The 25,129-nt window shown below is 71.8% G+C and carries 21 protein-coding genes; 9 read left to right on the top strand and 12 right to left on the bottom strand.

Annotation, left to right across the window (positions count from 1 at the left end):
* Nucleotides 1–10: 10 nt before the first annotated feature.
* Entirely contained in the window at nt 11–2,365 is a 2,355-nt protein-coding gene (locus Mco01_RS12950; RefSeq protein ID WP_239103571.1) for an FtsX-like permease family protein, read from the bottom strand.
* 5 nt (nt 2,366–2,370) lie between these two features.
* Nucleotides 2,371–3,117, bottom strand: a complete 747-nt coding sequence (locus Mco01_RS12945) for an ABC transporter ATP-binding protein (protein ID WP_204057131.1) — start codon at nt 3,115–3,117, stop codon at nt 2,371–2,373.
* A gap of 205 nt (nt 3,118–3,322) precedes the next feature.
* On the opposite strand from Mco01_RS12945, the gene Mco01_RS12940 reads away from it, so the two are divergent.
* A complete protein-coding gene (locus tag Mco01_RS12940; RefSeq protein ID WP_239103570.1) occupies nt 3,323–4,543 on the top strand; it encodes a cytochrome P450 in 1,221 nt (406 codons plus the stop codon).
* A 6-nt stretch (nt 4,544–4,549) separates the two neighbouring features.
* Here Mco01_RS12940 and Mco01_RS12935 read toward each other — a convergent pair whose 3' ends face one another.
* Both Mco01_RS12935 and Mco01_RS12930 read right to left on the bottom strand, forming a co-directional pair.
* Nucleotides 4,550–5,371, bottom strand: coding sequence for a response regulator transcription factor (locus Mco01_RS12935; protein ID WP_204057129.1), 822 nt, complete (start codon nt 5,369–5,371; stop codon nt 4,550–4,552).
* Nucleotides 5,372–5,442: 71 nt separating this feature from the next.
* Nucleotides 5,443–5,949, bottom strand: coding sequence for a PadR family transcriptional regulator (locus Mco01_RS12930; RefSeq protein WP_036327466.1), 507 nt, complete (start codon nt 5,947–5,949; stop codon nt 5,443–5,445).
* A gap of 132 nt (nt 5,950–6,081) precedes the next feature.
* Between Mco01_RS12930 and Mco01_RS12925 the strand changes: the two genes are divergently transcribed.
* The 6 genes from Mco01_RS12925 (at nt 6,082) to Mco01_RS12900 (ending at nt 12,294) form a co-directional block, all read left to right on the top strand.
* Nucleotides 6,082–7,344, top strand: coding sequence for an ABC transporter substrate-binding protein (locus Mco01_RS12925; protein WP_239103569.1), 1,263 nt, complete (start codon nt 6,082–6,084; stop codon nt 7,342–7,344).
* 2 nt (nt 7,345–7,346) lie between these two features.
* Nucleotides 7,347–8,669 carry an ABC transporter substrate-binding protein gene (locus Mco01_RS12920; protein WP_204057128.1) on the top strand — a complete coding sequence of 441 codons (1,323 nt, stop codon included), beginning with the start codon at nt 7,347–7,349 and terminating at the stop codon, nt 8,667–8,669.
* Between the two features lie 12 nt (nt 8,670–8,681).
* Entirely contained in the window at nt 8,682–10,118 is a 1,437-nt protein-coding gene (locus tag Mco01_RS12915; RefSeq protein ID WP_204057127.1) for an ABC transporter permease, read from the top strand.
* Nucleotides 10,115–11,008 carry a carbohydrate ABC transporter permease gene (locus tag Mco01_RS12910; protein ID WP_204057126.1) on the top strand — a complete coding sequence of 298 codons (894 nt, stop codon included), beginning with the start codon at nt 10,115–10,117 and terminating at the stop codon, nt 11,006–11,008. Before Mco01_RS12915 ends, Mco01_RS12910 begins: the two co-directional genes overlap by 4 nt.
* Nucleotides 11,009–11,233: 225 nt before the next feature.
* Nucleotides 11,234–11,911, top strand: coding sequence for a uracil-DNA glycosylase (locus Mco01_RS12905; RefSeq protein WP_036327475.1), 678 nt, complete (start codon nt 11,234–11,236; stop codon nt 11,909–11,911).
* Between the two features lie 23 nt (nt 11,912–11,934).
* Entirely contained in the window at nt 11,935–12,294 is a 360-nt protein-coding gene (locus tag Mco01_RS12900) for a hypothetical protein (protein WP_036327479.1), read from the top strand.
* A 239-nt stretch (nt 12,295–12,533) separates the two neighbouring features.
* Here Mco01_RS12900 and Mco01_RS12895 read toward each other — a convergent pair whose 3' ends face one another.
* The 3 genes from Mco01_RS12895 to Mco01_RS12885 all read right to left on the bottom strand — a co-directional run bounded on the left by Mco01_RS12895 (nt 12,534) and on the right by Mco01_RS12885 (nt 15,317).
* Nucleotides 12,534–13,313, bottom strand: coding sequence for an SAM-dependent methyltransferase (locus Mco01_RS12895; protein ID WP_204057125.1), 780 nt, complete (start codon nt 13,311–13,313; stop codon nt 12,534–12,536).
* 74 nt (nt 13,314–13,387) lie between these two features.
* A complete protein-coding gene (locus tag Mco01_RS12890) occupies nt 13,388–14,347 on the bottom strand; it encodes a hypothetical protein (RefSeq protein ID WP_204057124.1) in 960 nt (319 codons plus the stop codon).
* Nucleotides 14,348–14,384: 37 nt separating this feature from the next.
* Nucleotides 14,385–15,317: an NADP-dependent oxidoreductase gene (locus Mco01_RS12885; RefSeq protein ID WP_204057123.1), complete on the bottom strand. Its 933-nt coding sequence runs from the start codon at nt 15,315–15,317 to the stop codon at nt 14,385–14,387.
* A 97-nt stretch (nt 15,318–15,414) separates the two neighbouring features.
* Between Mco01_RS12885 and Mco01_RS12880 the strand changes: the two genes are divergently transcribed.
* Nucleotides 15,415–15,831 (top strand): winged helix-turn-helix transcriptional regulator, encoded by a 417-nt coding sequence (locus Mco01_RS12880; RefSeq protein WP_204057122.1) that lies wholly within the window; start codon nt 15,415–15,417, stop codon nt 15,829–15,831.
* A 72-nt stretch (nt 15,832–15,903) separates the two neighbouring features.
* Here Mco01_RS12880 and Mco01_RS12875 read toward each other — a convergent pair whose 3' ends face one another.
* On the bottom strand, nt 15,904–16,779 hold the full coding sequence (locus Mco01_RS12875) for a hypothetical protein (protein WP_204057121.1): 876 nt from the start codon (nt 16,777–16,779) through the stop codon (nt 15,904–15,906).
* 159 nt (nt 16,780–16,938) lie between these two features.
* Between Mco01_RS12875 and Mco01_RS12870 the strand changes: the two genes are divergently transcribed.
* Complete coding sequence (locus Mco01_RS12870) at nt 16,939–17,811, top strand: helix-turn-helix domain-containing protein (protein ID WP_204057120.1); 873 nt, start codon at nt 16,939–16,941, stop codon at nt 17,809–17,811.
* A 4-nt stretch (nt 17,812–17,815) separates the two neighbouring features.
* Here Mco01_RS12870 and Mco01_RS12865 read toward each other — a convergent pair whose 3' ends face one another.
* From Mco01_RS12865 to glgX, 4 genes are all read right to left on the bottom strand, one after another.
* Entirely contained in the window at nt 17,816–18,574 is a 759-nt protein-coding gene (locus tag Mco01_RS12865; protein WP_204057119.1) for a sensor histidine kinase, read from the bottom strand.
* Nucleotides 18,575–18,703: 129 nt separating this feature from the next.
* Entirely contained in the window at nt 18,704–20,407 is a 1,704-nt protein-coding gene (gene treZ, locus Mco01_RS12860) for a malto-oligosyltrehalose trehalohydrolase (protein ID WP_204057118.1), read from the bottom strand.
* Between the two features lie 57 nt (nt 20,408–20,464).
* Nucleotides 20,465–22,645 carry a malto-oligosyltrehalose synthase gene (treY, locus tag Mco01_RS12855; RefSeq protein ID WP_239103568.1) on the bottom strand — a complete coding sequence of 727 codons (2,181 nt, stop codon included), beginning with the start codon at nt 22,643–22,645 and terminating at the stop codon, nt 20,465–20,467.
* 143 nt (nt 22,646–22,788) lie between these two features.
* Complete coding sequence (glgX, locus tag Mco01_RS12850) at nt 22,789–24,936, bottom strand: glycogen debranching protein GlgX (RefSeq protein WP_204057116.1); 2,148 nt, start codon at nt 24,934–24,936, stop codon at nt 22,789–22,791.
* Between the last annotated feature and the right edge of the window lie 193 nt (nt 24,937–25,129).

Genomic DNA, 25,129 nt, shown 5'->3' with positions numbered 1-25,129 from the left:
CCGGCCCGGCTCAGCGGGCGGTGACCGGGACCTGAGCCCGCGCCGCCCGCCGGGCCGGGATCAGCGCGACCAGCAGCGCGGCCCCGACCGCGACCAGGACGGCGGCGGCGAACATGCCGGGGGTCGGGGCCCGGCCGATCCCGGCGCCCACCCCGCTGCCGCGGCCCTCCATGTCGATCAGGCTCCTCGACCAGAACGCCCCGGCCGAGGCGCCGAGCAGCGCCCCCGCCGTGACGAGCAGCCCGGTCCCGGTGACGAGCGTCGCCATGACCTGGCGGGGCGTGAGACCCATGGCCTTGAGCACGGCCAGGTCGAGCACGTGGTCGCGCAGCCCCAGCGCGATCGCCGTCAGCAGGTTGGCCAAGCCGATCAACGCCAGCACGACCACGAGCGCCACGATGATCACCCGGATGACCGAGAGCCGGTCGGCCGGGTTCACCGCCTGGGAGACCTCCAGGCCCTGGGCCTGCAGCCGGGCCCGCACCTGGGCCGGGTCGGCGCCCGAACGCAGCGCCAGGGCGTAGAACTGCGGCGGCACCGCGTCCTTGGCCGCCAGGCTGTCGATGCCGACCGACAGGACCTCGCCGTCCTGCTCGGGCTCGATCACCCGGCCGACGATCTGGACGATGAGCGGGGTGCCGCCGATCGTCATCCGCACCCGGTCGCCGATGCGCACGCCGAGCAGGTCGAGCAGCCCCTGCCCGGCCACCGCCTCGCCCGCGTCGCGGAACATCCGGCCCTCGGCCACGGGGAACGGGTACGGCTCGGTGGACGTCCCGAGCGCCCTGGCCCGCACGGTCCGCGTCTGCCACGGCACGAGCGCGTCCAACTCCACCCCGGGGTAGGCCGCGACCACGTCGGGGTCGGCCATCGCCCGGTCGTGCGCCTCCACGGCCGTGAGGTTCCCCGGCCGTACGGACAGGGCGGCGGCCTGGCCGACGCTCTCGGGGTGGCGGGCGAAGTCGTCCAGCGTCGCCCAGCACCCCAGCCCGATCGTGATCATCATCATCGGGATGGCCACGCCGCAGATCGTGAGCAGCGCGGGCGTCCGCCGGGTGAAGGCGTCCCGCGCCCCGAGCACGAGCGCGGGCGGGAGCCGTACGAGCAGGGCGACCCGGGCCAGCCGGGACAGGTGGCCGCGCGGCGGCGCCGCGGGGGCGGCGGGGATCGGCGGGGTGCGCCCGCCCCGCCAGGCGGGCAGCCACACCGCGACCAGCACCATCGCGGCCGTGCCGGCGGCGATCGCCGCGAGCGGGCCGGGCGACAGCGGGACGGCCACGGTCTCCGACAGCGCCGTGGCCGTGATCAGCCGCGCGGCGACGAGGCCGAGGACGATGCCGACCAGGCCCAGGGTGCCGTGCTCGGCGACGAGCATCCGGGTGACTTGGCCGCGGGTGAAGCCGAGCGACTTCAGCGTGGCGATGTCGCGCAACTGCGTGAGCACCCGGCCGCCGGCGGCGTTGGCGAGGGCCAGCGCGGCGGCGACCAGGCCGGCGACGCCGAACAGCGCGAGCAGCAGGCCGAGCAGCCGGTTGTCCAGCTCCATCGACGCCCGCACCTCCCGCCAGGTGCTCACCCGCTGGACCTGGTTGCGCAGCGTGAAGACGGCCCGCTGCACGACCAGGTCGGTCGTGGCGGCGTCGGCCAGGCGGAGACCGGTGACCATCTCGGTGCGGCCCTGCGCCGGCTCCACCAGGGTGAGGGTCTGGCCCAGGGTCCAGGCGAGGCCGGGCGTCCACTCCGGGTAGAAGCCTTGGTCGCCGCTCTCGGCGAGCCCGGCGACGGTCAGCGTGTGGGTCGCGCCGTTCAGGCCGGTGACGGTGAACGGGCTGCCGGGCCGCAGCCCGAGCGCCCGGGCGAACGACCGCTCGACCACCACCGCGTCCGGCCGGCGGGCGTCGAGCCATCGGCCCTCGCGCAGCAGCGGCCGTGCGACGGGCGGGAACGCCGCCGGGGTCTCCTGCAGGGCGATCGGCACCCGGCGGCCGTGGTCGACGAGCGTCGCCGGCGCGCTGCGGTACGGCCCGGCCACGTCGGTCACACCGTTCAGGGCCCTGAGCGCGGTCACGTCGGGCACGTCCTTGGTGTGCAGCCAGATATGCGCGCCGTGGCTGCGCTCGAACAGGCCGCGCCAGGGGTTGGTGCCGTCCTCCAGCAGCGTGGCCGCGACGATCAGCGCGGTGACGATCCCGGCCACCGCCATGATCGTGAGGGCGGCCTGACCCCTGCGGGCCCGCAGGTCGGCCCGTACCCACCTGCCCGCGGCGCCGTGCCAGGCGCCGGTCACGGACCGCCCCCGCGGCGTGGTCGCGGCCGGCCGGCGCTCCTCCCCATGGTCGCCGGCCGTCCCACGGTGGTCAGTCACGGTGGTCAGCCACGCAGTTCCACCACGTCGCCCGCGGTGCCGCCGGGGCGCCGCCGCGTCCTGCCGATGGCGCCGTCGTCGACGATCTGCCCGTCGAGCAGGCTGACCACCCGGTCGGCCATGCTGGCGACCCGGGCGTCGTGGGTGACCAGCACGATCGTCTGCCCCTGGCCGTGCACCCGGCCCAGCAGGCGCAGGACGTCCCTGGTGTTGCGGCTGTCGAGGTTGCCGGTCGGCTCGTCGGCGAGCAGCAGGCGGGGCTGGTTGGCCAGGGCCCGGGCGAGGGCCACCCGCTGCTGCTCCCCGCCCGACAACTGGGCGGGGGACGCCCCGGCGCGGTCGGTCAGGCTCAGCTCGCCGAGCAGGTACTCCCGCCGCTCCCTGGCGTGCTTGGGGGACGCGCCGCCGAGCAGGGCGGGAAGCTCCACGTTGTCGGCGACCGTCATGTTGGCGACCAGGTTGAAGAACTGGAAGACGAAGCCGACCTTCTGCCGGCGCAGCACGGCCCAGCCGCTCTCGGAGAGCGTGTCGGCCCGTTTGCCGTCGAGCCAGATCTCCCCGCTCGTGCGGACGTCGAGACCGCCGAGCATGTGGACGAGCGTCGACTTCCCCGACCCGGACGGGCCCATGATGGCGACGAACTCCCCCGGCTGGACGGTGAGGTCCACCCCGCGTACGGCGGGCACCGGCAGGCCCCCGGTCTGGTAGATCTTGACCAGGTTGACCGCTCGCACCACAGGCGTCCCCGTCATGCGGTTGGTCCTGAGCGCCCGGTCACGCCCGCATGCTCGCAGCTCACCGGAATCTCCGCAAGCGTCCGCGGAACGGCGGCGACGGGCGTCCTACGTAGTTTTCCGCATATCCCGCCGGGGTCGCCGGATCTTACGGTCACGGAGGACGGGCCGGGCGCCCGGCCCGTCCTCCCCCTCGTCAACGCCCCGGAAGGGAGCCCGCCCCGTGGCCAGTGACGCCGCCGGCGCTCCGGACATCCTCTCCCCCGAGTTCGCCGCCGACCCCTATCCCGCGTACGAGGTGCTGCGCTCGGACTTCCCGCTGCTGTGGCACGAGGCGACGCGAAGCCACGTCATCAGCCGGTACGCCGACGTGGAGCGCGCCCTCAAGGACCCGGTCTTCACGAACAGGAACTACGACTGGCAGCTCGAACCGGTGCACGGCCGGACGATCCTGCAGATGGACGGCCGCGAGCACGCGGCCAAACGCGCCCTCGTGACGCCGGCCTTCCGCGGACGCGCCCTGGCCGACCGGTTCATGCCCGTCATCGAGCGCGTCGGCGACGAGCTGATCGGGGCGTTCGCCGCCGACGGCCGGGTCGACCTCGTCGAGGGCTTCTCGACCCGGTTCCCGATCAGGGTGATCGTCGACATGCTGGGCCTGCCGCCCGGCGACCACGAGCTGTTCCACCGGTGGTACACCGCCATCGTCGCCTTCATCTCCAACCTCGCCCAGGACCCCGAGGTGGCCGAGGCGGGACTGAGAACCAAGGAGGAGCTGGAGGCCCACGTCCTTCCCATCGTCGAGCGGCGCCGGGCGGAACCGGGCGACGACCTGCTGTCCACCCTCTGCACGGCCGAGATCGACGGTGTACGGATGAGCGACGAGGAGATCAAGTCGTTCGTGAGCCTCCTGCTGGCCGCGGGCGGCGAGACGACCGACAAGGCGATCACGTGCCTCGTGCGCAACCTGCTCGACCACCCCGGCCAGCTCGCCGCCGTGCGCGCCGACCGGTCCCTGATCGACCGGGCGTTCGCCGAGACGATGCGGTACTCCCCGGTGGTCCAGATGGTGATGCGCCAGCCCGACGCGGACGTCGAGCTGAGCGGGGGGACGATCCCCGCCGGCAGCACGGTCACCTGCCTGCTCGCCGCCGCCAACCGGGACCCCGCCCGCTACGACCGGCCGGACGAGTTCGACCTCTTCCGCACCGACCTCGACGTGGCCCGCGCGTTCACGGCCGGGGCCAACCACACCGCCTTCGCCCTCGGACGGCACTTCTGCGTCGGGGCCCAGCTCGCCCGCGCCGAGGTGAACGTCGGCGTCGGCCGGCTGCTCGACGTCGCCCCCGACCTGCGCCTGGCCCCCGGCTTCACCCCGGTGGACACCGGGGTCTTCACCCGCGCGCCCGAACGGCTCCTCGTGGAGTTCACCCCCGCGGTCTGACCCGCCTCATCCCCGCGGTCCGGCGTCCCCGCCCTCCCCGGACCGCGGGACCGGCAGGATCCCCAGACGCTGGGCGGTGAGCACGGCGCCGAGGCGGTCGGAGGCCCGGAGCTTCCGGTAGAGGTTCTCCTGGTGCTTGCCGACCGTCCGGACCGCGATGTTCAGGCGGCGGGCGATGCCGGCGGCCGTGAGACCGTCGGCCATCGCGGTCAGGACCACCAGCTCCCGCGGGGTGATCCGAAGGCCGGCGACCGCGTCGGCCGTGTCGGGGCCTCCGGAGACGTCGCGCCAGCGCGCGAGATGGCGCTCGTGGCGGTCGAGCGCGACCAGCAGGGGCTGAAGCCGCCGGACCACCGCCAGGTCCCTCTCGGAGAAGTCGCCGCCCGCGAGCTGGACGGACAGTCCGCGGAAGGGCCGGCTCCGCAGCGGAACGCCGAGGGCGTGAGTGGTCCCGAACACCTCCCGCATCGTGGCGCACGCGACCGTGCGCCGCCAGGCGCGCGACGGCATCAGGTCGCTCACGCGCAGCGGCGCGAGCGTGCCGGTCCTGCCGTAGTGCACCGCGAGCGGATGCTCGGCGATTATCGTCCGGTGCACGTCGGACCCGGGAGGCGTCTGCCGGGCCGCGGGCTCCGGCTCGATGTCGAGCATCCGTCCGGCCGACCGCGTGTAGTCGACGTCGACGCGGGTGAACACGTCGCCGCGCACGAGCGGGCCGAGCAGCTGCCGGCCGATCAGGGTCCACGCGGCCTTCGGCTCGGGGGACTGGAGGAGCGCCGAGGCGAGCTCGAGCATGCGGTCGTAATCACGGGCGGACGGCTGCGGCATGGGGCACCCTGCGACTGGCGACGGCTACCCCCGGGGGATACCCGCCCCGCGTGTCGCCCACGCCCGGGCCGTCAGGGAAGCTCCTCCTGGCAGCGCTCCAGCCAGTCGAGGTCGGCCTGCAGGTGCAGCATGGCCCCCTCGATGAGGAGCAGGGCCACCCGGTTGCCGGGGTCGGTGCGCTCGGCGAGCTCGCCGAGGTCGCGCATCAGCCCCAGGTAGTGGCGGCGCTGCCGATTGACCAGGGCCATCCGGTCCGACAGGCCCGTCATCGGGGCGAGCACGAGCTTCATGAAGAACTCGTCGCGCACCCGCGGGCCCTCGGTGGGCTCGTCGACCCAGGTCTCCAGCGCCTCCCGGCCGGAGGCCGTGATGTAGTAGACCTTCTTGTTGGGCCGGTTCGACTGCTCGACGTCGACCGACCTGACGAAGCCGTCCTTCTCCAGTCGTCCCAGCGTGACGTAGATCTGGCCGATGTTGGGCGACGGGTACGCGCTGCCGAAGATGGTCTCCAGCGCCTGTTTGAGCTCGTACCCGTGGGCAGGTTCCTTCGCAAGGAGCGCCAGCAGCGGCTGCCGCACGCGCCCACCCCCTGCCTCGAAGCGGTTACCGGAGCGTTACCGGCTCATCCGTTGACGCTCACATTATCGCTATGCATAACATGCATGCACCTACCTAACACGTATGTAACCGGCACTTAATACGGAGGCCATGTGGTTCGCCGAGCCGTCGCCGCGCTGGCCGCCCTGCTGGTGGCCGGGTGCTCGGGCATGGCGGACACCGGCGGGGCCCCCTCCCCCGGCACGGGCGGGACCGGCCCGATCACGCTCGCGATCGGCCGGGACACCACGGCCTACCTCGGACCGCTGCTCGACCGGTGGAACCGGGCCCACCCGTCCGAACGGGTGACCCTCCTGGAGCTCCCCGAGGCCGCCGACGAGCAGCGCGCCCAGATGGTGGCCAACCTCCAGGCGCACAGCGACGTGTACGACGTGCTCGGGCTCGACGTGGTCTGGACGGCCGAGTTCGCCGACGCCGGCTGGATCGTGCCGCTCGACCGCAGCCTGTTCCCGCTCGACAAGCTGCTCAAAGGGGTCGCCGACACGGCGATCTACCGCGACAAGCTGTGGGCCGCGCCGTACCTCAGCAACGCGGGGCTGCTCTACTACCGCTCCGACATCCTCAAGAAGGAGCACATGAAGCCGCCCAGGACGTGGGCGGAGCTGCGCGACGAGGCCACGCGGCTGAGCGCGAAGTACAAGATCGGCGGCTACGCCGGACAGTTCCTCCCGTACGAGGGACTGACCGTGAACTTCGCCGAGGCCGTGCAGTCGGCGGGCGGGTCGATCATCAGCCCCGACGCCCGCCGGGTGACCATGGACCTCGGCACAGCGCGGACCGCGCTCGACTTCCTCGTCGGCGGCGTCAGGGACGGGTGGATCCCCAGGGAGGCCCTGACGTACAAGGAGGAGGAGTCGCGCCTGGCCTTTCAGGAGGGCCGGCTGGTCTTCGCCCGCAACTGGCCGCACGCGTACGGCCCGGCCACCCACTCCCCCCTGGCCGGCAGGTTCGCGGTCACCCGCCTGCCCGGCCTGAACGGCCCCGGGTCCAGCTCGCTCGGCGGGCTGAACCTCGCCATCAGCGCCTTCTCCAAGCGGCAGAAGTCGGCCCTCGACTTCATCCGCTACTTCACCGGCCGGGACAACCAGCGGCTGGTGCTGACCGAGGGCTCCTTCCCGCCGGTCTGGGCCGAGCTGTACGACGACCCGGCCCTGATCAAGCGGTTCCCCTATCTGCCCGTGCTGAAGGAGGCCATCCTCTCGGCGCGGCCACGGCCGGTCACGGCCGACTACAACCAGGTCAGCCTGGTGATCTCCAGCGCCGTGTCCGGCGCGCTCAACCTCAGCAAGCCAGTAGACGAGACCGTCGCCGATCTGAAGCAGCAGCTCGGCGAGGTGATCCAGCCCGGAGGATAGATATGCGGAAACTCCCCATCGCGGTGGCTCTTCTCGGCGTCGCGGCCGCGGCATGCGGCACCTCGTCCGGCGGGGGCACCCAGGCCGGGTCGAGCAGCGCCCCCGCCGCCGGAGGCGCCAAGCCGCTCGCCGGCGTGAAGATCGAGGTCGCGGCCAAGTGGACCGGCGACGAGCAGGCCAACTTCGAGAAGGTGCTCAAGGCGTTCGAGGCCAAGACGGGCGCCAGCGTCACCTACGCCTCCACCGGCGAGGACACCGGCGCCTACCTCGGCCCCCGCATCGAGGGCGGCAACCCGCCGGACGTCGCGATCCTGCCCCAGCCGGGCCTCGTCCAGCAGTACGCCGACCAGGGCGCGCTCAAGCCGCTGTCGTCGCAGGTGCAGGCGCAGATCGACCAGAACTACACCCCGTACTGGAAGGAGCTCGGCTCGGCCAAGGGCCAGGTGTACGGCGTGCTGGTGAAGGCGGCGCACAAGTCGCTCATCTGGTACCGCCAGTCGGCCTTCGACGACGCCGGCGCACAGCCGGCGACGACGTGGGACGACCTGGTCAGCAAGACCGCGCAGACGCTGTCGGACTCCGGCACCACGCCGTTCGCGCTGTGCGCGGCCTCCGGCTGGACGCTCACCGACCTGTTCGAGAACATCTACCTCTCCTCCGCCGGGCCGGACAACTACGACAAGCTGTCCAAGCACGAGATCCCCTGGACGGACGCCTCGGTCACCACGGCGCTGCAGAAGATGGCCCAGGTCGTCGGCAAGAAGGAGTTCATCCTCGGCGGCCCCTCCGGCGCGTTGCAGACCGACTTCCCGACCTGCGTCACCCAGGTGTACGGCCAGAAGAAGGCCGCCATGGTCATCGAGGCCGACTTCGTCGCCGCCTCCGTGCCGCAGTCCGGCGCGAAGGTCGGCGAGGAGGCGAAGATCATGCCGTTCCCGAAGGTGGGCGACACGGCCCCCGTCATCCTCGGCGGTGACGTCGCCGTGGTGATGAAGGACTCCAAGGGCGCGCAGGCCCTCCTGGAGTACCTGGCCTCCAAGGAGGGCGGCGAGGTCTGGGCCAAGCAGCCGGGCTACCTGTCCCCCAACCGCAACGTCTCCCCCGACAACTACCCGGACGACCTGACCAAGCAGCTCGCGCAGACGATCATCTCGGCCGGCGAGTCGGTGCGCTACGACATGTCCGACCTCGCGCCCAGCGCCTTCGGCGGCACCGACGGCAAGGGCGAGTGGAAGGACCTGCAGGACTTCCTCCGCACCCCCACCGACGTGAAGGGCGCCCAGCAGAAGCTCGAGGCGGACGCCGCGAAGGCCTTCGAGAAGTAAGGAAGGACGGCCGTGACCGAACGGTTGGACGGCCCGCAGGCCCCCGGCGGCGGCGACGCCGCCGGGGAACCCCCCGGTCCGCGTGAAACCCCTCCCGCCGGCGTCACCGCCCCCGTGGCCGCCGCGGCCTCCGCGACGGCCGCGGTCCCGGCCGAGGGCGCGGCTCCCCCGCGCCTCGGCCCGTCGCCGCGGCTGGCGGTGATGTTCCTGCTCCCCGCGGTCCTCCTGCTGGCCGCGTGGATGATCTACCCGCTCGTCTACTCCCTCGTCCGGAGCCTGTTCGACGCGAGCGGCAGCCGCTTCGTCGGGCTCGGCAACTACGGGTCGATCTTCACCGACTCCTCGACGCTGACCACGATCAGGAACAACGTCATCTGGGTCGTGGTGGCGCCGGTCGTCGTCACCGCGCTCGGCCTGATCTTCGCCGTGCTGACCGAGCGCATCCGCTGGGCGACCGCGTTCAAGCTCGTCCTGTTCATGCCGATGGCGGTGTCCCTGCTCGCGGCCGGGGTCATCTTCCGCCTCGTCTACGAGCAGGACCCCGACAAGGGCGTGGCCAACGCGATCATCACCACCGTGCACGACACGTTCTCCTCCAGCACCGGCTACCCCGGGGCCCGGCCGCGCGAGAACGACCAGGCGCCCGCCACCGTCCAGGGCGGCGCGGTGGTGGCCAAGCAGCAGGCCCAGCCCGGGCGTCCGGTGCTGATCCCGCTCGTCGGCCTCAGCCAGGACGTGGTCAAGGACGCCGCCCCCGCCAAGGCGGCCCCGGCCGACGGCATCGGCGGCACGGTCTGGCTCGACGTCGTACGCGGCGGCGGCGGCACGCTGAACCAGGTCGACCCGCAGGAGAAGGGACTCGCCGGGATCACGGTCGAGGCCGTCTCCGGCAGCACGGTCAAGGCGACCACCGAGACCGCCGACGACGGCACCTTCCGCTTCTCCGGCCTGCCCGCCGGGTCCTATGTCATCCGGCTGCCGCAGTCGAACTTCACGGCGCCGTTCAACGGCGTGACCTGGCTCGGCCCGGCGCTGATCACGCCCGCGATCATCGGGGCGTACATCTGGGTGTGGGCCGGGTTCGCCATGGTGCTGATCGCGGCCGGCCTGTCGGCGATCCCCCGGGACGCGCTTGAGGCCGCGAGGATCGACGGCGCCACCGAGTGGCAGGTGTTCCGCCGGATCACCGTGCCGCTGCTCGCGCCGGTCCTGCTCGTGGTCTTCGTCACGATGGTCATCAACGTGCTGAAGGTCTTCGACCTGGTCTTCATCATCGCGCCCGGCTCGGTGCAGCCGCAGGCGAACGTCATCGCCCTGGAGATGTGGCGGGTGTCGTTCGGCGGCGGCGGCAACCAGGGCCTCGGCAGCGCCCTGTCCATCTTCCTTCTGCTGCTGGTGGTGCCGTTCATGATCTTCAACATCCGCCGGTTCAGGAGGGACGAGTCATGACGACGACCGTGGCCGAGCAGCCGCGGCACGCGATGGCGATCCAGCGCGGCGTCGCGGGCAGGATCATGGACCGCCTGGGCGGCGGGGTCGTCCAGGTCTTCCTGGTCCTGGTCGCCGTCTTCTGGCTGGTCCCCACGCTCGGGCTGCTCATCGTGTCGCTGCGCAGCGAGACGGCGAACAACTCCACGGGCTGGTGGACGCTGCTCACGAAGCCGGCGGAGATCACCTTCAAGAACTACTCGAACCTGCTGGCGTCGGGGTTCGGACAGTCGTTCTGGAACACCGTGCTGATCACGGTGCCCGCGACGCTGCTGGTGATCGGCATCGCGGCGATGGCGGCGTACGCGTTCGCGTGGATCGAGTTCCCGGGCAGGGACGCGGTCTTCCTCGTGGTCATCGCCCTGCTCGTGGTCCCGGTGCAGATCGCGCTGATCCCGATCGCCAAGCTCTACGGGTTCCTCGGGATCTTCGGCTCGATTTTGGGCGTGGTCCTCTTCCATGTGGCCTTCGGCCTGCCGTTCGCGATCTTCCTGCTCCGCAACTTCTTCGTGGGCATCCCGCGTGAGCTGCTGGAGGCGGCGCGGATGGACGGCGCCCCGGAGTGGCGGATCTTCGCGACCGTCGTGTTCCCCCTGGCCAAGCCGGCGATCGCGTCGCTCGGGATCTTCCAGTTCCTGTGGGTCTGGAACGACCTGCTCGTCGCGCTGGTCTTCGCCGACACCGACAACCAGCCGATGACCAAGGCCCTGCAATCCCAGATGCGGCAGTTCGGCACCAACGTGGACATCCTCGCGCCAGGAGCCTTCCTGTCGCTGATCATCCCGCTGGTGCTGTTCTTCGCCTTCCAGCGGTACTTCGTCCAGGGCCTGCTCGCGGGCTCGGTCAAGTAGGAGCGCCTGAATGGTGTCCGGATGCGCGCTTCACGGGGGAATAAGCGCGCATCCGGACTAGGCCCCATTGTGTACGGCTGGAACCCGCATTGTCCCGAGATCGGCAACCTCAGGGGGTTCCGGGGATGAGGCGTCGGATGCCCGCCTTCACGGGGGTAGGCGGGCATCCGATCTTTTCGTGAGCGACGCCGTGCGACACTGGAAAAGCCGATAGAGTGCGCGACCATGGCAGGACGTCCGTTGCACGAAGTCGTCGAAGCCGGATGGGCCGAGGCCCTCGCCCCCGTCGCGGAGCGGATCGCCGCGATGGGCGACTTCCTCCGGCAGGAGATCGCCGAGGGCCGGCAGTACCTCCCGGCCGGCCCGAACGTCCTGCGCGCGTTCCAGCAGCCGCTGTCCGACGTACGGGTGCTGATCGTGGGCCAAGACCCCTACCCCACACCCGGGCATCCGGTGGGCCTGAGCTTCTCGGTCGCCCCCGACGTCCGCCCGCTGCCGGGCAGCCTGGTGAACATCTTCAAGGAGTACATGGCCGACCTCGGCTATCCCCCGCCGTCCAACGGCGATCTCACCCCCTGGACGGAGCAGGGCGTCCTGCTGCTCAACAGGGTGCTGACGGTCATGCCGGGCAAGCCCGCCTCCCACCGGGGCAAGGGTTGGGAGGAGGTCACCGAGCAGGCCATCACGGCGCTGGTCGCCCGCGGCGGTCCGCTCGTGGCGATCCTGTGGGGCCGCGACGCCCGCAACCTTCGGCCCATGCTCGGCCAGGTGCCGTGCATCGAGTCGGCCCACCCGAGCCCGCTGTCGGCGCGCAGCGGCTTCTTCGGCTCCCGGCCGTTCAGCCGCGCCAACCAGCTTCTGGAGCAGCAGGGCGCGGCTCCCGTCGAGTGGAAACTGCCCTGATGGCTGCCGATAGGATCACCACCATGAGCGATGGAACGGACACGGCTCGCTATCTCCGCCTCACCGTCGACCTGGTGGTCGAGGTCCTCGATGTCGGCGCGCTGCAGGCGGCGGCGCTGAGCGAGATCCGGGACCCCCAGACCGAACTGGACGACGCCGAGCGCCAGGAGCAGATCGAGCTGGTCAACTCCGATGAGACCGGAGCCGCTGCGCTGCAGTGGCTCATCGAGCCCGACCACGTGCTGGGCCTGGTCGAGCACGTGACCGAGGTGGAGCCCCGGGAGGCCATGCTGGGCGTCGAGCCGTCCGACGGCGTCCTCGACGAGGACGAGGACGGCCACGATCACGATCACGATCACGACGGCCCTGGCCACCTCGCCTGACCCTTCCCCCCGCGTACCTCGTCCGGACGCGTGCCGGGGCGGCCTCCTCCGTCGCCGGCACGCGTCCGCGGCGTCTGCTCACGGCCCCGTGCGGCATACCGCGCGGGGCCGCGTGCGCCGGAGGGAGTGGACCCGCGGGGCGTACCGCACGGGGCCGCGCGCGCTGGTAGTGGACCCGCGGGCCGTGCCATGCGGGGTCGCGCTCTGAACGAGGGCGTGGGCCTGGGGTAGCGCTCGCGTCAAGGAGCGGTCTTGCGCCCCACGCCCGACATCCCGAGGACCGCGAACTTCCGCTGCAGGGCCGGCTCGATGAACCCGCTCTGGTCGATCATCTCGAAGTCGCCGAAGAACCCGGCGACCTCGGCGACCGTACGGGGGAAGAGGTTCGACGAACTCGCGGCGTAGACGTCCTGGACCTGCTCGGTGTCGAGGGCCCGCTGCTCGGTGCGCGTCATGTGGGTGATGACGAGGTGGCTGCCCGGGGCCATCGCGTCGCGCAGCAGGGCGACCTGCTCGTACGGATCGGGCAGGAAGTGGAGCACCGCCACGAGGAGGACGGCGACCGGCTCCGCCCAGTCGACCAGCCCCGTCGCCGCCGCCTCCGAGACGATCTTCTCAGGCTCGCGGAGGTCGCCCTCCAGCACGGCGACGCCCGGTGAGCCGGCCAGGATCGCGCGTCCGTGCACGCACACCACGGGGTCGTTGTCCACGTAGACGGTGCGGGCGGCGGGGTTCACGGACCGGGCGGCCTCGTGCACGTTGTCCTGCGTGGGCAGGCCCGCCCCGATGTCCAGGAACTGGCGGATGCCCGTCTCCCCCGCCAGATGACGGACCGTCTGCCCAAGGAAGCGACGGTTGTGCCGCACCCCGTCGCGCGACTCGGGGAACATCGTGAGGATCTTCTCCGCCGCCTCGCGGTCGGCGGCGAAGTTGTCCTTCCCGCCCAGCATGTAGTCGTAGATGCGGGCGGCGTTGGGCGTAGAGACGTCTATGCCCCGAGGGGGATCACGGTCCGCCATGCCCGGATCATATTCGTCCCGGACCGGCGGAGAGGGGCGTTTCCGGACACCAAACCCGATGATCCTCGGTTCCGTCACGAGCTCAGCAGCTGCTCGCGCCGCTGGGCGAGCTGTTCCTGCCGGCGGGAGAGGTCCGCGCAGCGGGCGCCGAGCTGGTTGACCATGCCGCCGACCCATTCGGCGACCTCGCGGACCGCCTCGGCGGTGCGCGCGATCCGCTGGTGCTTCAGGGCGTCGGTGATGATGTTGTCGAAGAAGACGTCCGCGAACCAGCGGGTGTCCACCTTCGGCAGCTGCGGGGAGGCGGCCACCCCGATGTCGGCCAGCTCCCGGGAGAACCGGTCGAGCTCGCGCTGGGCGTGCCAGGCCGCCTCGTCCGCCTGCCGCAGGTGGCCGTGCTCCACCATGTCCGCGAAACCGCCTCCGGCACCGAACATGTCGAACGTCGAGGCGCCCCGGGCGCTGCCCAGATGCCGCAGGACGTAGCCGACCGCCTGGCTGGCGGCCATGCCGGCCTGGTGGGCCTCCTGGTGCTCGCGCAGGTCGGCCGTCGTGTCGGCGAGGCGGGCGGCGAGGTCGGCCAGGTCGCGGCCCCGGGGGTCGCCCGACTCGACCAGCATCCGCTCCTTGCGGGCCAGCAGCACCTCCAGCTCGTGCTGCGGGGCGCCCAGCGCGGCGAGTTCCTGGTCGGTGGTCCGGAGGTCGGAGGTGAGCCACTCCAGGCGGGACCGCTGACCGGCCACGCGCTGCCGCGCGGCCGCCGCCTCCGCCCGCTCCCTGGCCAGCCTCTCCTCCTTGTTCCCGGTCAGCCCGGACAGGAAGGCCGAGAAGCCGCCCTGCTCCAGCTTCACGACGTCCCTGTCCTCCTTGGCCAGCTGGCGTTCCAGCCCGACGAGGAGGTTCCCGACCTCGTCGATCTGCCCCAGCAGGGTGACGCGTTGCCGGGTCAGCTGGTCCCGGCGGCGGGCCCGGTCGCGGGCCTGACGGATCTCATCGTCGATCGCGGCGAAGTCGGTCACAATCTGCAGACGCACGGCCCGCCCGGAACGTTCCCCATGTCCGGGAGGGGTGTCAGGGCACGAGAACGATCTTTCCGGTCACGTGCCCGGTCGCGCCCAGCTCGTGCGCCTTGGCGACCTCGTCGAGCGGGATCACCTGGTCGACGTGGACGGTGAGCCGCCCGGCCTCGACGAGGGCGGTGAGCTGGGCGAGGTCCGCGGCCGACGGCCGGACGCTGACGGCCTCCACCCGCACTCCCCGCTCCGCGGCGTCCTCGGGCGTGATCCCGAGATTGGCGGGGAGCGCGCCCACGAGCAGGCCGCCGGGCCTCAGCACCCGGGCCGACCGCTCGCCGTACTCCCCGCCGACCAGGTCGAACACCACGTCCACCGGGCCGGTCTCCGAGACGAAGTCGGCCGTCGTGTAGTCGATCAGCTCGTCGGCGCCGAGGCCGCGGAGGAAGTCGTGCTTGGCCGCACTGGCGGTGCCGATGACGTGGGCGCCGCGCGCCTTGGCGATCTGGACCGCCAGGTGGCCGACGCCCCCGGCGGCCCGGTGGATGAGCACGCGCTGCCCCTCCTCCAGCCGGGCGATCCCGACGAGCGCCTGCCAGGCGGTGAGGCCCGCCAGCGGGAGCGCTCCCGCCTGCTCGACGGTCAGGCCCGCAGGCCTGCGGACGATCTCGTCGGCCGAGGCGACCGCGTACTCGGCGTAGGCGCCCGCCTCGGCCGGATAGGCCAGCAGGCCCAGGACCTCGTCGCCTGGGGCGAAGGCCGACACGCCTGCGCCCGTCTCCTCGATCGTGCCCGCGGCGTCCCAGCCCAGGACGAACGGCGGGTCGCCGAGCAGCGGGTAGTAGCCGGACCGCACCACGGCGTCCACCGGGTTGTAGCCGGCGGCCCCGACTCTGAGCAGAACCTGCCCGGGGCCGGGCTCGGGCCGGTCCGTCTCCTCCGCCCGCAGCACGGAGGGGTCGCCGAAGGCGGACTGCGTGATGGCTCGCATCTCGTACTCCTCGAGTGAGGGAACTGTCCCGGCGTCAATCGTGCGCGATTCCGGTATCTAATCGAAAGAAGCCACCTTTTGGTTGTATAGGTACCTCATGGAAACCATGCCACGGCTGAGAGCCCGGGGAGCGGCCGACGCGTACCTGAGGGAGTGCGCGTCGCGGAAGGTCCTGGACGCCATCGCCAACAAGTGGACGTGCCTGCTGGTCGACGCCCTCCAGGACGGGCCGGTGCGCTTCGGCGCCCTGCGGCGCCGCCTCGACGGCATCACGCAGAAGAGCCTGACGCAGACCCTGCGCGCCCTCGAACGCGACGGCATGGTGATCCGCACCGTGTACCCCACCATCCCGCCCCGTGTCGAGTACGCCCTGACAGACCTCGGCCACAGCCTCGTCACCCTCATGGAGGGGATCCGGCGCTGGTCGGAGGACCACGTCTCGGAGATCATGGCGGCGCGAGAGGAGTTCGAACGCCGGGCGGCCGAGGAGCCGCGCCCCGTCCCGCCGATCTGACCACCGCCCCGCCCGAGACCCGACCAGATCAGCGCGATCACCTCGGCCCCTTTCGTCCGCTCCGAAGGTCCGTCAGGCGGCGAGGAGGCCGGGTGTGTGGTGCGGGCGGTCGCCCGTTGTGCCGTCCGCGGGGAGACCGACTCTCAAGCAGGCGCGGCCGGCCGCGGCGGGTGTGAGCCGCACCAGGAACGGGTCGCCCGCCGGATCGGGCGACCCGGCGACCTCGGCCACCTCGCGGCCGGCCATCCGGATCCGCCGGTCGATCGTCCGGAGGAGGGCGTGCGGTTCGCGGGCGAGCCAGGCCAGATGGCCGGAAAGCAGGTGCTCGGCGACGGGGAGCAGGGTCGAGACGGCGCACAGGCTGTGCGGGCAGGGCCCGCCGTCCAGGACGACCTCCGGGAGACCGAACCGGCTCAGGCCCCGGCTCGACACCCGCAGGCACGTGCACACGCCGGCGCCGAGCGGGTCGCAGGCGGCGCCCGAGCGGCTCTCGTCGACGTCCACGGCCCAGCCGAGCCAGTCGTCGCCGATCCGGAACTCCTGCCGCTCCCCCGGGCAGTCGGGACAGTGGTCCACCACGGCTGCCGTCAGGGGATCGACGATCACCCCGCCATAGGCTTCGGCGACCCCGCGGGCGGCCGCCCTGGCCGCCTGTGCCGCCTCGGGTTGCTCGGTCACGGGGGCGGTGCTCGACACCACGACGTGGTAGCGGGACCTGCGGACCTGTTCATGTGGACCGGCGGGCAGGTCCGTCCCGCGCCAGGGCGACCGGCCCTGCCGGTACGCCTCGATCTCCAGCCGGGACGTGCCGAGCGCGTCCATGGCGCGGCGCCGGTGCGCCCGTCCCATCCGCCACGGGACGATGGACGACAGCTCCGTGGGTGTGCGGTCCGCGGCCACGACGAACACGGACGTCGTCTCCGCCGGAACCGAGTAGCTGATCTTCATGCGCGCCTCCTCCGTTCGCTGGAGGCCCCAGAGTGCCTCTCCGGCTCCTGGCCCCTCCCGGCCGAACCGCGTTCTGTGGAAAACCGGTACGCATCCTGGGTGAAGCGCACCCTCCCTCCCGACCCCTTCAACCAAGTTGACCGCTTTACCCTCGGATTCATGGAGAATCCGGACGTTGCCGGTGGCGAGAATGCGCTGGGCGCGTTCCTGCGGGAGCGGCGCGCGCTCGCCAAGCCGGAGCAGTACGGCATCGTCTCCCAGGGTCGCCGCCAGGTGAGGGGCCTGCGGCGCGAGGAGGTGGCTATGCGGGCCGGGCTGAGCACCGGCTACTACACGAGACTGGAGCAGGGACGGGAGCGCAACCCCTCGCCCGAGGCGCTGCGGGCCGTGGCCCACGCGCTCCGGTTCGACGAGCCGTCGCGGGCGAAGCTGGAGATGCTGGCCCGGTCCCTCACGCGGAACGTGCGACCGCGCGGCGAGCGGGTGAGCCCCCATCTGCTGCGGCTCATGGACGACCTGGGACGTCACCCGGCCTTCGTCCTCGGGCACGCGTACGACATCCTGGCCCGCAACCGGCTGGCCGCCATGCTCCTGGGCTGCTTCGCCGAGGCCGACAACCTGGCCCGGATGGTGTTCCTCGACCCCGCGGCCCACGACTTCTACCGCGACTGGGAGCGCGCCGCGCAATCCGTGGTGGCCGCCCTGCGCCCGCCGGCCGCGCGGATGCCCGACGATCCCCGCCTCACGGCGCTCGTGGGCGAGCTGTCGATGAAGAGCAGCGCGTTCCGGCGCCTGTGGGGCCGCCACGACCTCACCTGCAAGACCTCCGAGGCCAAGGCCTTCCGCCACCCCGAGGTCGGCGACCTCGACCTCCACTACGAGGCGTTCGCGGTCAACAGCTCCCCCGGACAGCAGCTCATCGTGTACCAGGCCGAGCCCGCATCCCCCTCGGCCGACGCCCTCGCGCTCCTCGGCACCCTCGCCGTCTCCCGCGAGGAGCGCGTACGGGACGAGGACCGCCCCCGCAGATGACCGGTCAGGCTCGCGGCAGCCGGACCACGAAGGCCGCCCCGCCCGCCGCCGACCGCTCCACGTGCACGTCGCCCTCGTGGCCGTACACGATGTTGCGCACGATCGCCAGGCCGAGCCCGGTCCCGCCGCGCTCGCGGGACCGGGCGGCGTCCAGGCGGGTGAAGCGGTCGAAGATCCGCTCCCGGTCCGCCTCGCCGATGCCGTCCCCGTCGTCGGCCACGACGAGCTGCGCCGCCGCGCCGGTGGGGCAGACACGGACGAGCACGAGGGTCCTCGCGTGCCGCTGCGCGTTGTCGAGCAGCTCCGAGATCATCCGCCGGAGCCTCGCGACCATGCCTCGCACCAGCACTCCCGGCTCGGCGTGCACCTTGACGTCGAGCCGGTCGGCGCGCCGGGCCAGCTCGGTCCGGACCAGCTCGCCCAGGTCCAGCAGGACCGGCTCGGCCGGCTGGGCGGCGGCCTGGAGCTGGGCCAGCAGGTAGAGGTCGTCGACCAGTGACTGCAGTCGTTCCACGTCGCCGAGCGCCCGTTCGAGCAGGTCGTCCACGTCGATCTCGCCCGGATGCAGGCGGGCCTCCTCCAGCTGGGCCCGCAGCCCCGCGATGGGCGTGCGCAGCTCGTGGGACACGTCGGCCTCGAACCGCCGCTGCCAGTCGATGGCCCGGTACAGCCGGCCCGACATGGTGTCGATGCCGCGCTTGATGCTGCGTTCCAGCTCATCGAGTTCGCCGAGGCACTCACGCAGGTGGCGGAGTGATGTCATCGCCGGGCTCCTTCCCCTGACCGGCACGATGAATTACCCCAAAGAGCTACATACCCGCCTCTTCTCCCGCTTTCGCGGATAAACCGCTGACGGCATGACGGGGCGAGCGGGGCTCCGGAACGGCTCCGGTCACACCTGGACGATCGCGAGGGACTGAGCGGGCAGGTAGACGTCGCCGTCGATCGTGCGGACGGCCTCGTCGGAGGCGAGGACGATCCGGGTGGCGCCCGGCGAGAGCCGTACGGGGACGGGGAGGGAGCCGACGTTGGCGACGACCCGCAGCGAGCCGCGCTCCACCACGATGAAGTGGCGGTCCTCGTCGACGCGGACCCCGACCCGGTCGAGTCGGGGATCGGCGAGGTCGGGGTGCGACTTGCGCAGCGCGATCAGGTCGCGGTACCAGCCGAGCAGCGAGGCGTGGCCGTCCTCCGACAGCTCGTTCCAGTCGAGCTTGGAGCGCAGGAACGTCTCCTCGTCGCCCGGCTCGGGGGCCTTCCAGTCGTAGCCGAAGCCCTCGAACTCCTTCCGGCGCCGCTCGCCCTCACCCTCGGCCAGATGCGGCTCGAAGTGGTCGGTGAAGAAGTAGAACGGCGTGCTCGCGCCCCACTCCTCGCCCATGAACAGCATCGGCGTGAACGGCGAGGTCAGCAGCAGGCCGGCGGCGACCCAGAGGTGCTCGGGCTCCATCCGGTCGCCCTCGGGCCGGTTGCCGATCTGGTCGTGGTTCTGCACGCAGCAGACGAACCGGTAGCCCGGGACGCCCGTCGCCGGCCGGCCATGGCTGCGCCCACGGAAGCTGGAGTAGGTCCCGTCGTGGAAGTACGCCGAGGTGAGCACCTTGGCCAGGGCCGACAGTGCCCCGAAGTCGCAGTAGTAGGCCTGGGTCTCGCCGGTGACTGCGGCGTGGATCGCGTGGTGGACGTCGTCGTTCCAGCTCGCGTGCATGCCGAGGCCGCCCGCCTCGCGAGGGGTGACCATGCGGGGGTCGTTGAGGTCGGACTCGGCGATCAGCGTGAGCGGCCGGCCGACGATCGCGGACAGTGCGTCGACCTCGGCCGACAGCTCCTCCAGGAAGTGGACGGCGCGCTTGTCGTGCAGCGCGTGCACGGCGTCGATCCGCAGCCCGTCGACGTGGTAGTCGCGCAGCCACTGCAGCGCGTTCTCGATGAAGTAGCGCCGCACGCCGTCCGAGCCGGGGCCGTCGAGGTTGACCGCGTCGCCCCAGTAGGACCCCTTCGCGTCGTGGAAGTACGGCCCGAACTTGGCCAGGTAGTTGCCGGAGGGGCCGAGGTGGTTGTAGACGACGTCGAGGATCACCCCGAGGCCCGCCTGGTGGCAGGTGTCGACGAAGCTCTTCAGCCCGTCGGGGCCGCCGTACTCCTCGAACACCGCGTAGAGGTCGACGCCGTCGTAGCCCCAGTTGCGGGTGCCGGGCACCGGAGCGACCGGCATGATCTCCACGAAATCGACGCCCAGGTCGACCAGGTGGTCGAGCTTCTTGGCCGCCCCGCGGAACGTGCCCTCCGGGCTGAAGGTGCCGACGTGCAGCTCGTAGATGACCGAACCCCGCAGGTCGCGGCCGTGCCAGTCCTGGTCGCCCCAGGTGTACCGGCCGTGGTCGTGGACCCGGCTCGGCCCGTTCACGCCGTACGGCTGCTGCCGGGTGCGGGGGTCGGGGAACGGACCGTCGCCGTCGACGTAGAAGGCGTAGTCGAGGCCGTGCTCGTCGCCGGGGGCGGTCCACCAGCCGCCCTCACCCGAGGTCATGTCGTGCCGGTCGCCCCTGTACTCGACCTCGACGCGCGTCGCCTGGGGCGCCCAGACCTCGAACATGCTCACTCCCCCTGCCGTAGCCGTGCACCACCGACTTTCCCTGATGTGCGGCGATATTCACCCTTCTAGGATCGCGATGGGGTAACGGGACAGCAGGTGGGCCATGGGGATCCGGCCGGTGTGCTCCGCCCCGGTCAGCAGGTCGCGCCAGCGGCCGGGCGGCAGCGCGAGGGTCTCGCTCCCCCAGCCGCCGCGCCGCTCCAGCCCGACCGGCAGCCGGGTCGCCACCGCGACCGCCCGGTCGCCGCGGGCGAAGGCGATCGCGTGCTCCCCCGCCTCGATCGGCGTGTACGCCGCCTCCGGGTCGAACCGCTGCCGCAGCTTGAGGGCGGTGGTGGTGACGAGCAGCTTCTGGCCGTCCCAGCTGTCGTCGGGGGCGGCCAGCAGCCGGCGCCGCCGCTCGAAGTCGACGGGCCGCCGGTTGTCGGGGTCCACCAGGGAGAAGTCGGTGATCTCGTTGCCCTGGTAGACGTCGGGCACGCCCGGCATCAGCAGCTGGACGACCTTCTGGCCCAGCGAGTTGACCCGGGCGTACCGGTCCACCACCTCGGTGAACGAGGCCACGGAGTAGCCGCACACCTCGATCGCCCGGCGGGCGAACTCCCTGACGCCGTCCTCGTAGGCCGGGTCGGGGTTCATCCAGGAGATCGTGGTCTTGGCCTCGCGGGCCCCCTTGAGGAGGTAGTCGGTGAAACGCTCGACCGAGATGGGCCAGGCCGCCATGAGCGACTGCCAGGCGAGGTAGTCGAGCCGGGGGTCGAAGGACACCGACGCCGCCCAGGAGTCGACGGCGAGCGCCCACTCCTCCGGCATCTCCGACAGGACGGCGAGGCGGGCCCGGACGTCCTCCGAGCGCTTGGTGTCGTGGGTGGACAGCGTGGTCATCGTCCGGGGCGGGAGCCCGGCGGCGAAGGCGTGGAACTCGTCCGGCGTCACCCCGAACCGGTCGGGCTCACCGCCCACCTCGTTGAGGCAGGCCAGCGGATACCAGCGGTAGAGCGCCGTGTCCTCCACGCCCTTGGCCATCACCGGCCCGCAGGTCTGCTGGAACCTCGTCACCGCCTCGGGCGGGCCGTACAGGACGAGGTTGGCGGTCTTGGCGACGGCGTCGGGGTCGGTGCGCGCCGCCGCCTCGCGGGCGGCCTCCTGGATCAGCCGCACCGACTCCTCCGGCGGCTGCTCCCCCGGGTTGACGTACGCCCGGTAGACGGGCATGGCGGCCAGCAGCTCGGCGACGGCGTCGCGCAGGCCGGGGTCGCCGAGGTCCGCGGTCAGCCGGTCGACCTCGCCGCGGAAGAACAGCTCGATGACGTGCTTCTTCGACTCGTGCCGCACGTCCTCGTAGCCGTCCCGCACGCCGGTGTGGCGGGCGAACGTCTCGATCAGCCGTTCGCGCGAGGACGGGTCGACGAGCAGCCGGGTGATCATGTTGAGCGCGTCGTATCCCGTCGTGCCGTCGCACGGCCAGTCGGACGGGAGCCGCTCGTCGTCGATGAGGATCTTCTCCACCCACAGCGGCCCGGGCACGTGGGGACGCAGCCGCCGCAGGTAGCCGCGGGGGTCGGCCAGGCCGTCGGGGTGGTCGACCCGCAGGCCCTCGATGACCCCGTCGTCGATGAGGCGGAAGGTCACGGCGTGGGTGGCCTGGAACACCTCCGGGTCCTCCACGCGCAGGCCCATCAGCGACGACACGTCGAAGAACCGGCGGTATCCCGGGCTCTCCCGCCAGTTGACCAGCCGGTAGTGCTGGGCCTCCAGCAGCTCCGGCAGCGGCAGGTGCCCGGTGCCCGGGCGGATGGGGAACTCGTGGTCGTAGTAGCGCAGGACCTCCCCGTCGACCACGAGGCCGCCCGGCTCGTCGCCGAGCACGGGGAGCGCCACCGGCCACTGGAAGTCGAACCAGCGGGCGTGCGGCGACTCGGGTCCGTCGCGCAGGGCCGACCAGAGCTGGACGTTCTCCGACTCCGGCAGCGGGACCGTCATGTGGTTGGGCACGATGTCGGAGATCAGCGGCATCCCCCGTGCGGCCAGCGCCCGCAGCCCCTCCTCGCCGCCGAACTCGTCGCGGATCCGGGCGTGGTCGACGACGTCGTAGCCGTGCCGCGACTCGCGGACGGCCTGCAGGATCGGCGACAGGTAGAGACGGCCGGCCCCGAGCTCCCGCAGGTAGTCCACGAGGTCGGCGGCCTCCGCGAAGCCGAAGTCCGGCGTGAGCTGGACACGGTAGGTGGATGTCACGGAACCGCCCTTCGAGTCGACTGGCCGGCGGCCCCGCCCGCGCACCGGAAAGCGCGGCGGGACAGGACCTCCGCCCAGGCTACGTGCCTTTCATCGGACGCCCGACCGAGATCGGCCGCCCTGTGGACAACCGGCGCCCGGGGTCACTCGACGCGGCGCAGGACCCGGACCGAGCGGCCGGCGACCGGCACGCCCTCGCCGGCCCGGCACACGCGCGACTCGCCCGGCATCGGCGTGGCCGTGTCCAGCTCGGTCGCCCACATCTCGCCGTAGTCCTTGGGCACGGTGAATTTGATCACCTCGTGGTGCGCGTTGAACAGCAGCAGGAACGAGTCGTCGCTGATCCGCCTGCCGCGGCGGTCGGGCTCGGTGATCGCGGCGCCGTTCAGGAACACCGCGAGCGCCTTGGCGTACCCGTTGTGCCAGTCGGCGTCCGCCATCTCCGTCCCGGAGGGCGTGAGCCACGCGATGTCGCTGAGCTGGTCGTGCGAGCCCCGCACCGGCCTGCCGTAGAAGAAGCGGCGGCGGCGGAAGACCGGGTGGTCGCGGCGCAGCCGGGCGAGCCGCCGGGTGAACTCGAGCAGCTGCCGCTTCTCCCTGACCTCGGCGTCGTCCACCGAGCCGTCGCCCTCGTCGAAGATCGCCGACCAGTCCACCCAGCTGATGTCGTTGTCCTGGCAGTACGAGTTGTTGTTGCCGCCCTGGGTGCGGCTGATCTCGTCGCCGTGGGACAGCATCGGCACGCCCTGCGACAGGAACAGCGTGGTCAGGAAGTTGCGCTTCTGCCGCTCGCGCAGCTGGGCCACCGGCCCGGTGGCCGGGCCCTCGACCCCGCAGTTCCAGGAGCGGTTGTCGTCGGCGCCGTCGCGGTTGTCCTCGCCGTTCGCCTCGTTGTGCTTGTCGTTGTACGACACGAGGTCCTGCAGGGTGAACCCGTCGTGGCAGGTGACGAAGTTGATCGACGCGGCCGGGCGCCGGCTGTCGTCCTGGTAGAGGTCGCTCGACCCGGTCAGCCGCGAGGCGAACTCGGGCAGCGCGGCCGGCTCGCCCCGCCACAGGTCGCGGATCGTGTCGCGGTAGCGGCCGTTCCACTCGGTCCAGCGGGCCGGGAAGTTGCCGACCTGGTAGCCGCCGGGGCCGACGTCCCACGGCTCGGCGATGAGCTTGACCTGCGACAGGACCGGGTCCTGCTGAACGAGGTCGAAGAACGCGCTCAGCCGGTCGACCTCGTGCAGCTCGCGCGCCAGCGAGGCGGCCAGGTCGAAGCGGAAGCCGTCCACGTGCATGTCGCGCACCCAGTAGCGCAGCGAGTCCATGATCAGCTGCAGCGAGTGCGGGCTGCGCATCTGCAGGCTGTTGCCGGTGCCCGTGGTGTCCATGTAGTAGCGGCGGTCGTCCTCGACGAGCCGGTAGTAGTTGGCGTTGTCGATGCCCCGCATGGACAGGGTCGGGCCCAGATGGTTGCCCTCGGCCGTGTGGTTGTAGACCACGTCGAGGATCACCTCGATGCCGGCCTCGTGGAGGGCCTTGACCATCGCCTTGAATTCCAGCACCTGCCCGCCGCGCTCCTGCGAGCTGGCGTACGCGTTGTGCGGCGCGAAGAAGCCGATGGTGTTGTAGCCCCAGTAGTTCGACAGCCCCCGCTTCTCCAGCATGTGGTCGGTGACGAACTGGTGCACCGGCATGAGCTCGATCGCCGTCACGCCGAGGCTCGTCAGGTGGTCGATGATCTCCGGGTGGCCGAGCGCCGCGTAGGTGCCCCGGATCCGCTCCGGGATCCTCGGGTGATTGATCGTCAGGCCCCGCACGTGGGCCTCGTAGATCACCGTGTCGTGGTACGGCGTCGCCGGCGGCCGGTCGTGCCCCCAGCCGAAGAACGGGTTGACCACGATGGACCGCGGGACGTACGGCGCGGAGTCACTGTCGTCGCGGCTGTCCGGCTCGCCGAAGCGGTAGCCGTACACGGCCTGGTCCCACTGGACCGCGCCGTCGACCGCCTTGGCATACGGGTCGAGCAGCAGCTTGCTGGGGTTGCACCGCAGCCCCTCGCCCGGGGAGTACGGCCCGTGGACGCGGTAGCCGTACCGCTGGCCGGGCCCCACCCCGGGCAGGTAGCAGTGCCAGACGAAGCCGTCGACCTCGGTGAGCGCCACCCGCTCCTCGTTGCCGTGGTCGTCGAACAGGCACAGCTCGACGCGCTCGGCCACCTCGCTGAACAGCGCGAAGTTGGTGCCGGCGCCGTCGTAGGTCGCTCCGAGGGGATAGGAGTCCCCCGGCCAGATCTCCCTCACGGGACCTCCTCGCCCTCTGGCTCGGCGGTCCACACGGGAAGGTCCCGGCGCCCACCGGCTCTATGGTCGCGCTCGCTGCCGAGCCCCCTCCCAGGGTGCCCGCTCACAAGATCGTGTAGGTGACAGTGGTTCACAAGACATCGTGCCTGCCCAGAAAAGCCTTCGACAGTCCCGCCACGTTAACTGCGGGTAT

The sequence above is a fragment of the Microbispora corallina genome (assembly GCF_016863035.1).
GTDB lineage: Bacteria > Actinomycetota > Actinomycetes > Streptosporangiales > Streptosporangiaceae > Microbispora > Microbispora corallina.
The sequence above is the reverse complement of the archived record's forward strand: the minus strand, read 5'-3'. Positions and strand labels throughout refer to the sequence as shown.

Bases quoted from the DNA above. Each gene is read 5' to 3' on its own strand.
- Mco01_RS12945 (WP_204057131.1), bottom strand. From the start codon at position 3,117: ATGACGGGGACGCCTGTGGTGCGAGCGGTCAACCTGGTCAAGATCTAC.
- Mco01_RS12935 (WP_204057129.1), bottom strand. From the start codon at position 5,371: ATGCCGCAGCCGTCCGCCCGTGATTACGACCGCATGCTCGAGCTCGCC.
- Mco01_RS12920 (WP_204057128.1), top strand. From the start codon at position 7,347: ATGCGGAAACTCCCCATCGCGGTGGCTCTTCTCGGCGTCGCGGCCGCG.
- Mco01_RS12910 (WP_204057126.1), top strand. From the start codon at position 10,115: ATGACGACGACCGTGGCCGAGCAGCCGCGGCACGCGATGGCGATCCAG.
- Mco01_RS12905 (WP_036327475.1), top strand. From the start codon at position 11,234: ATGGCAGGACGTCCGTTGCACGAAGTCGTCGAAGCCGGATGGGCCGAG.
- Mco01_RS12900 (WP_036327479.1), top strand. From the start codon at position 11,935: ATGAGCGATGGAACGGACACGGCTCGCTATCTCCGCCTCACCGTCGAC.
- Mco01_RS12895 (WP_204057125.1), bottom strand. From the start codon at position 13,313: ATGGCGGACCGTGATCCCCCTCGGGGCATAGACGTCTCTACGCCCAAC.
- Mco01_RS12885 (WP_204057123.1), bottom strand. From the start codon at position 15,317: ATGCGAGCCATCACGCAGTCCGCCTTCGGCGACCCCTCCGTGCTGCGG.
- Mco01_RS12880 (WP_204057122.1), top strand. From the start codon at position 15,415: ATGGAAACCATGCCACGGCTGAGAGCCCGGGGAGCGGCCGACGCGTAC.
- Mco01_RS12875 (WP_204057121.1), bottom strand. From the start codon at position 16,779: ATGAAGATCAGCTACTCGGTTCCGGCGGAGACGACGTCCGTGTTCGTC.
- Mco01_RS12870 (WP_204057120.1), top strand. From the start codon at position 16,939: ATGGAGAATCCGGACGTTGCCGGTGGCGAGAATGCGCTGGGCGCGTTC.
- Mco01_RS12865 (WP_204057119.1), bottom strand. From the start codon at position 18,574: ATGACATCACTCCGCCACCTGCGTGAGTGCCTCGGCGAACTCGATGAG.
- treZ (WP_204057118.1), bottom strand. From the start codon at position 20,407: ATGTTCGAGGTCTGGGCGCCCCAGGCGACGCGCGTCGAGGTCGAGTAC.